5 protein-coding genes are annotated in these 9218 nt (G+C 45.0%); 1 reads left to right on the top strand and 4 read right to left on the bottom strand.

Translation table 11 applies throughout. The features are described from left to right. Positions 1 to 261: 261 nt before the first annotated feature. Positions 262 to 2442 (top strand): catalase/peroxidase HPI, encoded by a 2181-nt coding sequence (gene katG, locus GZN30_RS17245; protein ID WP_075648944.1) that lies wholly within the window; start codon positions 262 to 264, stop codon positions 2440 to 2442. A gap of 82 nt (positions 2443 to 2524) precedes the next feature. Here katG and GZN30_RS17240 read toward each other — a convergent pair whose 3' ends face one another. The 4 genes from GZN30_RS17240 to GZN30_RS17225 all read right to left on the bottom strand — a co-directional run bounded on the left by GZN30_RS17240 (position 2525) and on the right by GZN30_RS17225 (position 9195). Beyond that, positions 2525 to 5779 (bottom strand): M66 family metalloprotease, encoded by a 3255-nt coding sequence (locus tag GZN30_RS17240; protein WP_075648943.1) that lies wholly within the window; start codon positions 5777 to 5779, stop codon positions 2525 to 2527. Between the two features lie 597 nt (positions 5780 to 6376). Beyond that, positions 6377 to 7042 (bottom strand): DNA alkylation repair protein, encoded by a 666-nt coding sequence (locus tag GZN30_RS17235; RefSeq protein WP_075648942.1) that lies wholly within the window; start codon positions 7040 to 7042, stop codon positions 6377 to 6379. Positions 7043 to 7078: 36 nt separating this feature from the next. Beyond that, on the bottom strand, positions 7079 to 8101 hold the full coding sequence (locus tag GZN30_RS17230) for a helix-turn-helix transcriptional regulator (RefSeq protein WP_075648941.1): 1023 nt from the start codon (positions 8099 to 8101) through the stop codon (positions 7079 to 7081). 95 nt (positions 8102 to 8196) lie between these two features. Further along, a complete protein-coding gene (locus tag GZN30_RS17225; protein ID WP_075648940.1) occupies positions 8197 to 9195 on the bottom strand; it encodes a DUF2860 family protein in 999 nt (332 codons plus the stop codon). Between the last annotated feature and the right edge of the window lie 23 nt (positions 9196 to 9218).

Here is a 9218-nt window from a genome sequence, read left to right as displayed (position 1 = left end):
TTGATAAAACATATGGATAACAAACACACACCACGTTTGATGCAGCTAAACCAATGAACGAACCTTAAGATTACCCATAAGAATGAAGCCGCTTTATTTCTTTATCGACCCTAAATCTACTTTTGTTTTAAATATCAATATGTTTTCAAATCTATAACCCAACTCCTTTGCATTCGCCTTAAAAGCAATACCTCGCCACTAACGCGAAACCTACATCTGCTGACTAAACTTGGTTAAAACAACCCAGTCAGGGAGCAAGCAATGAGTGATAAATCGAACCAATCCAAGTGCCCTGTAATGCATGGCGCAAACACAAATCAGCAGGCTGCGGAGTTTAACTGGTGGCCGAAAACCTTGAATCTCGACATACTCCACCAGCACGACAATAAAACCGACCCAATGGACGCAGCCTTTGACTATGCTGAGGCATTTAACTCACTCGATCTCGAGGAGCTGAAAAAAGATCTCAAAGCCTTTATGACCGATAGCCAAGATTGGTGGCCGGCAGATTGGGGGCACTATGGCGGCTTGATGATCCGCATGGCTTGGCACTCAGCAGGGACTTATCGTATTGCTGATGGACGCGGCGGAGCGAGTCGCGGCAACCAGAGGTTTGCCCCGCTCAATAGTTGGCCAGATAACGGTAACCTCGACAAAGCAAGACGCCTACTCTGGCCAATCAAGAAAAAATACGGCAATAAAATTTCATGGGCGGATCTGATTATTCTTGCGGGCAACATGGCGTATGAATCAATGGGTTTTAAAACCTTTGGATTTGCGGGCGGACGAGAAGATATTTGGCATCCTGAGAAAGACATTTATTGGGGCGCAGAGAAGGAGTGGCTACAACCGAGTGGCGGGGAGAATAACCGCTACTCTGGCGAGCGCGATTTAGAAAACCCTCTCGCCGCGGTGATGATGGGCTTAATTTATGTCAACCCTGAAGGTGTAGACGGCAAACCAGATCCAATCAAAACGGCTCACGATATGCGCATCACCTTCGCTCGAATGGCGATGAATGATGAAGAGACAGTTGCTCTAACCGCAGGTGGACATACTGTCGGTAAAGCACATGGTAATGGCGATGCCTCCGTGTTAGGACCAGAACCCGAAGGGGCTGAAATTGAAGATCAAGGTTTGGGTTGGCTAAATAAAACCTCGCGTGGGATTGGGCGCAACACCGTCACCAGTGGCGTTGAAGGTGCTTGGACGACAAATCCAACCCAATGGGACAACGGCTATTTCGAACTGCTATTTAAATACGATTGGTGGGTGACCAAGAGCCCGGCGGGCGCTGCACAGTGGGAACCGGTCAATATCAGTGAAGAAGATATGCCCGTCGATGTAGAAGACCCTACCATCAAATGTAAGCCAATGATGACTGATGCCGATATGGCGCTTAAATTTGATCCTGAGTATCGCAAAATAGCTGAGCGCTTTCGCGATGACCCTGCCTACTTTGTCGATGTGTTTGCCCGAGCATGGTTCAAGCTCACTCATCGCGACCTAGGTCCAAAATCACGTTACCTTGGTGCAGATGTACCAAAAGAAGATCTGATTTGGCAAGATCCAGTGCCAAGTGTTAGCTATCATCTCAGTGATGAAAACATCGACAGCCTTAAACTCGCCATTCTCAACAGTAACCTATCTATTAGTGATCTGATCACAACTGCATGGGACAGTGCCCGAACTTATCGTGGTTCCGACCGCCGAGGCGGCGCGAACGGTGCCCGCATTCGCCTAGCCCCACAAAAAGACTGGCAAGGTAACGAGCCTGAAAGACTTGCTCACGTGCTCGCTGAACTCGAATCGATTAAAGCCAGCCTCGGTTCACCAATCAGCCTTGCTGATTTAATTGTTCTTGGCGGTTGTGTAGGGATAGAAAAAGCAGCGTCTAATGCAGGACTGAGTATTAGCGTGCCGTTTGCTCAAGGTCGCGGGGATGCTGCGCCGGAAATGACCGACGAGCACTCGTTTGATGTTTTGGAGCCGATCCACGATGGTTTTAGAAACTGGCTCAAAGATGACTACGCAGTCACGGCTGAAGAGTTACTACTAGAACGCAGCCAATTGATGCAGCTTACTGCCGCTGAAATGACGGTGCTCGTCGGTGGTATGCGCGTACTTGGTACCAACTATGGTGGCAGTCAGACCGGTGTATTGACCGATCGAGTCGGCGCATTAAGCCAAGACTTCTTCGTCAACTTAACCGACATGAACTACACATGGCACCCTGCTGACAACGGCTTGTATGAGATTCGTGAGCGCGCCTCTGGCAGTACTAAATGGATTGCATCACGGGTTGATTTGATCTTTGGCTCAAATTCGGTATTGCGCTCTTATGCCGAGCTCTATGCCCAAGATGACAACCAAGGTAAATTCGTTGCTGATTTTGTCGCAGCTTGGGTCAAAGTGATGAATGCCGACCGATTCGATTTGTAGCATCAGCTTCATCAGTCCAAATAAAATATTGCAGATAAAATAAAGCCCTCGCTCAGTGCGAGGGCTTGCTTCAAACTACTACTTAAAACGACGTTAAGTATTGCCAGTTATGGTTGCTCCAATCATCCATGTTTGGTTTATCCGGCCATGGGAAGTAACCGTATCCATCCGTTTTCAGTTGATAGTAATGACGCTTACCATCATGAAAATCATACAAGAATACATCGCCCACTTTACCTGTATCACCATATACACCGAGTGCATCTTGACGGTACCAATTCACCACATCTTGCTCAAACTCATCGCGGTCTAACCAACGGCTAAGCGTTTCATTTAACGAGTTGTCGCTGCCAACAAAATGCCACTCGGCGTTAGAGAACTCGCCATTAGGCATCTGGGTTACAACACCAGCTGTCTTTTGTAAGAAATACCCTTGCTGACCATCTTTCAATCTAGTCTTGAACAACTGGTATGGCGTACTTGTTATGCCTGCTTGCTCTACAGTGAGTACTTCTTCAACACCGTAGTAAGCTTTAAGACGCGCACTATGATCTAATCCTTTACGCTCCACACGGATCGGGTTTAGGTCAAAGTTAACATAAGTCTCTGCACTGCCGAGATATTTCCAATCTTGGTTAGACAACTGATCTGACGGCATTGCCCCTGCGTTAACTCGTTTCATCATAAAGTAGTCACGAGTACCAGTCTCAGGGTTGCTTTGAGCAAATAGTGCACCAACGAAGCCTGATTCCATTTGCGTCGCAGAGAGTACGGAAGCGTTTTGACCAAATAATTGATACTGTACTTGCGCTAGCACTGCACGATCAAATTCCGCTACGCTTGCGTAATCAATATTATGCAGTTGACTAATCTGAGCAAACGTTAAGGTATCTTCAACACCTTGCGCATAACCGTCATAATCTTTACCAAAGCTTACTGCACGCTGCGGATATTCATCACTCATGTCAAATTGGCGAGTAGTTAGTTCAACCTTACCAAAGTCGCCATAGCTTGGCTGTTGCTCCTCGACATATTGGTCCACTAGATCATCAAAGTAACCGATGAACTTCCATTCACCATTCGATTGACCGCTGTCAGGGAAATACCAGTAATGGTGGTTTTGCAATTCAAACAGCTCAATTCGACCATTGCGATGGTAATGGAACACATCGCCAGGGTTACCATTTCGGTTGTTTTCACCCCAATCGAAGAATCGCTCTTGATCGACATCCGCCAAAATTGCATCACGAACCACATCTTCCAGTAGACGCTCTGGACAGAAAATCGTCATACTTTCAGGGTTAGCAGCACGCTCTAAGTTAATGTGGAATTTGTTACTCATGTTGCCATCTAAACGACGACCATCCAGCGCCACTTTTTCAAGCTTACCACCTGCGTAACTCACTTCAGCCCAACATTGACCCACTTGTGGCTGTGGTAAATCAAATACATTACCTGATGCACCATACATAGGTGGATAAATGTAGCTTAAATTTTGTTTGATCGGATCGTAGTAGCCCACCATGGTCATGACATCGACACCAGACACACGCGGCTTAAGCTTAGTGGTTTGTTCAACCTCAACCATCGTTTGGGTATTTTCATCCCAATGAGTAAAGCCTGACTCGGTAGACATATCCAGTAGGTCATGCCCTGTCAGATAGTCTTGGGTCACTTTTGATGTATAGCCAGTAAACAGTGGATAGCTGCTCGCACTTGAGTCAAAGTCACCACCCGCCATTGGGTCTTTTTGATAGCCAACAAGCCCTTTAAAGTTACGATCATCATAACCGCGGTTATACCAAACGATGTTATCGGACATACGTCCACGGTAGGCATCATAACCCCAGCCACTTGTCGTGCTGTGGTAGTACACATCCGGACCACCAGGCCAGTGCCATAGACTAAATGCGTGACCAACTTCATGAGTCACTTCGTTACCCGTAGAGTCGACTAACAGCGCCATGCCGTTACCACCAGATAGACCGTGGGTGACATCGACAACCTCGCCTTTCTTGTTAAGGTAACGACCGATTGAGTGACCGATCACCACCGTTGGAAAATTAGCAGGCTGCCATTGGTGAGTACCCGCGGTGCTTGGCACACCAAAGTTTGCGTTGTTGATACCTGTCTGAATCAACGATTTGGTGATGTTCTCGCGCATATCACCTGAGTACACATCAGGTTTATCAAACTGACTGTATTCCTCTTCCACCTCACCGTACGCGGTAACCACTTTATCTAACTTAACCGGTAAGTATGGGCTGATAGTCATGGTCGCAAGTGGGAAACGTTGGAACAACTCTGAACCGTGGTTTGCCATACGCGTTTCTAAAGGCTTAGCCGCAGGTGGCTCAGTGAGCATACCAATGCGTACCATAGGCATCTCTACATGCATTGGCGCACCAAACTCGATGCTGTCTGCTGCTAGTTCACCTTCACGCATATCATAAGTTTCAAAGCGCAGGCTCAAACCTTTTTCAACATAGTTCCAAGGCAGTACCGTAGAGTAAGAGCGCTTCGAGTACAGAATGTCAGGTCGTTCATCTTCTACTGTACGGTCAGCACTTAGTAGCTGAGAAGGGTTATTTAGAACACGTTTTTCTAACAGCTGACCATCTTTGTAGATGTAGACAAGGATACTTTTCTCATCGAGACTTTCTTTCTCAGGCGTAACCACTAACAAAGCTTCACGATGTGTGACTAATTTTTGCTGAGATTTTTCTGCGTTTCCATATGGCTCTGAAGTTTGGTTTTGTACAAAACGAATTTGCGCAGCAAAAGTGCCTGCTAGATGGTTGGTTACCTCAAGATCATCAATGAAACCAATCGCATCGGTTTGCTTTTCGTCAAAAGGTTTACAATCTTGGTTAGTCGTGCTGACTCCACTGCCTGCAAGGTAACGCACGCTACATAGTTTGTCGTTCTCGATCCACTCTAAGTAGTTCTGTCCAAACTGATCATGATAAACATACACGCCATCCTGCTCATTGGTTAAACGCCAAGGAGCTTTAACAAAGTCAAACATTGCTTCCGCAGAACGGTCTGCATAAGCCACATTTTCTTCGTACGATGAACCTAGAACAAACGGCATAAATAATGGTTTGTTATCCGGCGTCATTGGATATAGGTATTCGCCAAAACGCAAGAAACGTCGACCATTACGTTCTTCCCAATTGTCAGGATTTTGCGCCAACTGATTGACCTGATTAACACGGGCTTCAATTTTTTTTGCCATCTCTTGCATCATCGTGATGCGAATATCTTCTCCTGCCATCACACTCTGAGCAGGAAGCAGCGCACCAATGGCACTGGCTAAAAGGGCTTTTTTGATCATTGCGATACTCATCAACGGTATTACGACAGAGCGGTCAAATGCAGCATTAACTCACTTAAGACCACAGCCAAATAGGATTAAAACCGAACTATCAACCTATTTACCGATGAATATACTGCCCACGCACTTATAACTCGAGGCAATAAAGGAACTAAAAGTCATTCCATGGCTCAATGTCACATTTTGATACACTTAGATTTCAAAATATGAAAAATTCTTACCTAACCAATTAATTTAATGAACATTTTTAAATACAAACAACCTTATTAACCACGATAAAATTGGGCAAAAAATCACAAATAAACCTCAATAATAGAACTTAGTTCCATTTTTATACTTATCCCCAAGTAACCTCGAGATGCTAGGTTCAGCGAGAATGACTTGGTTTGTAGACGCGGCGGCGATTTAAAGGTCTAGTGGGTCTAAATCAAAAATCGACAACAAAGTATACAAACCAAGTCAACTCGCCCTTTGGGAGCGTGTCATTGACCCGATTGCTGCGTCAAACAACTTGGAAAGAGCAGGGTTGTTTTCCTTGAACTCGAATCAATGGCAACGCTCTGAATCCTGCATCTTGAAGCCACTTGGGTATAAACATCAGTTCAAAGACATTAATTGGCTTTTAGTCGTCTTATCTAGCTTTTCGATAGCATAGCGAAAAGCAGTTCTTGGCATCTGCTTATGTTTAAGACGCAGGTAGTCAATCACCATTTGGGGTTGATGCCGGCTGAGTACTTTTAACATCCACCCATAGCCTTTTTGAACTAAATGATGATCGCTTCCCATCAACTTATCAGCGACCAATAATGGCTTTAAGCCGCTGTCTCGACCTTTGTTTATCGGGTAGATCAGTATCACTGCTGCCGATCTTTGTACGGCAAAATTAGGATGTTCTACCCACTGAAGTACTCGCGGAAATAACGCGTTATTCTGCGCCAATAATTCACCAAAGGCGTGCGTGCAAAAATCGTCGCAATCTCCCCAGCCTTTAATATAGGTAAACAACCAACGCTCAAACACCTCAAACGTCGCCTCTGTATATTGCTTACGAACCCGAAACGCCCAGTCATAAGCAACAACACCACAAGCCCAGTCTTGAGTTGCCAGTAAAATTTCACATTGTTCTAAAACAGACTCGATATCTTTGCTCTCGAGTTGTCGAAATACTTGCGCTGAGACGCGGCGAATTTGGCTGGTAGTCACAGGATGATTTGGGTATCCCAACGAATCAAATTGTTGGCGAACAAGGCTTATAGGTTTCATCATTTTCTGCTTTTCCGGTTAACTGACGCTTAACCATTAACTTACTTTCTGCTTGGGAGATTCGCCTGTCCAACGTTTAAAAGCGCGACTGAAAGCACTGGAATCTGAAAAACCTAGTTCGTGAGCAATGTAAGTGACACTAAGATTATCTTGATTGAGCATTTTTAAGCTCTGCTCTAGGCGATATTTGTCATACAGACGGCGAAAACTCACCCCTTCTTGCTGTAAACGTCGGTTTAAGGTGCGTGGGCTCATGTTTAGCTCAGCGGCGACACTTTCCAAGCTAATCATATTCACTTCTTTACTTTGCAAAACCTTATTTACTTTATACAAGAAGCTGCTTTGCGCCACGCTTTCGGTTTGTTTTTCAGCTAATAGTTGTAATTGCTCATGCAAATTAGGATCAAACTGGCGATGAGTCTTATCGACTAATGCTTTACTGAATAAGAAGTAGCGAGCAGGATAACCCGTACGTACTTCAACGTTAAAAATACGCTCGAACTGCGGCGTCACATCTTTATCAATGGTGATGCGATTAATATGAATGGGTAGACGCAAATTCGCATTTTTACAGTAACTGCGGATCAACTTGAGGATCACACTCAAATACAACCCTAAACTGAGATGACTGACTAAGGTTATTTCGTCCACAAACTCGTGTGTGACTGTCCATAGCTCCAACTCCCCTTGCTCTGTTTCTCGACATATCAATTTTAAAAGTGGATGGATATGAATAGAGTAACGACAAAGTAGCTCACAAAAACGAGTCAGTGTTGGAGCCGTTAACATCGCCAGTACTGGCGCTCCCAGCTCAATTTCATCAAAATGCTCGGCGGTTAGACTAAAACACTCGATTAGCTCTTCGCCATGACATTGGTAAACTTGCGCCACCGCGTGCTCAAGTTGATATGCGGACACTGAGTTAGCTAAACATAATGCTTGGTACTGCTCATCATCGCCCCAAAACTTGCGACTTTCGCCAAACTTTCGCTTAAGCGCCGCATCAAAGGTTTTAAACCAAAATATCGGTAATTGAATGCTAAACTCCGTGGTCTTCATTACTGTTCATCAAAGCTTGAGGTTTTGATGATAGTGTAACCAAGTCGACCTCAAAGCGCATTGCGTTAAGATCTAAGTTGCTACGCGCACCAAGTTTAAAACTTGTAATCTAAACCCACGGACATGATGTATTGTTCTGACTGATAATAATCGATATTTGAGCGTGTAGTTTGTGCACCAACAAATGATACCAACGACCAGTCTTTGTAGCCCCAGATATTGGCATATTCATAAGCGAGGAATAACCCAAAATCTTTATCTTGACGTGTCTGTGCAAAAATAGGGTTTTCTGCATCATAGTCTCGCCATGCCGCGCTCGCTGTTAGTACAAAACCATGCTGGTTAATTCTGCGTGCATAGCTCACTTCTCCTCCATAACTCATGAAAGAAAGCGCATCCCCTTCAGAGTCTGATGCAAAAACGTTAAGAGATGGTATCAACATCGCTTGTTGTTGCGGTATTACATGGCGATAGGCGGTTTTAAAATAATAATATTTGCGCTCGCGTGTTAATAGATCTCGCTGCTGCTGCGTTAGATCGAGACCTTTAGTTCCAGTGCGTTCCTCATCAACATCTGATTCCCCCGCCGCCATATCAATATCAAAGTTCGAACCCACGATGCTGGTTAACTGCAAACGATAGACGTTGCCCGACAAATCGGTTTTGTTTCTTGATTGCTCGACTGCATACGGATCATCCCAAACTTCACCAGAGATTAGCGTTGGCAGCACTGCAATATCAACTATGGTGCCACCCGCTAGTTGTTGGCGATAACCCAATTCAAACGCCAGCGAACCAGTCACGATATCTTCACGGGAGGTCCCCATAAAGAGCTGCTTATCGAGGGAATCACCAAAAGTGTATTGCAAAGAACCAAGAAGCCCAGCAGTGATACTTGCTTCATCACTGCCTTTTGATGCGAGATCCGCTGCTGTTTGCTGGTTATCTTGTTTCACATTAAGGTTACTTGAATTCGAAGTAACCCCAGATAAAACAGTAATATTGCCGCTCAAGCCTTGCTCTGGCGCTAAAGCCGCGTTTGCGGAACAAGTGAACAAAGAGAGCAAAACCAAGTTAAAACATGCTGCTTTCATTAATTAACCTTAAATTTAGGACG

The organism is Vibrio ponticus, from assembly GCF_009938225.1.
GTDB classification, from domain to species: domain Bacteria; phylum Pseudomonadota; class Gammaproteobacteria; order Enterobacterales; family Vibrionaceae; genus Vibrio; species Vibrio ponticus.
This window is presented reverse-complemented; position numbering and strand designations above follow the sequence as displayed.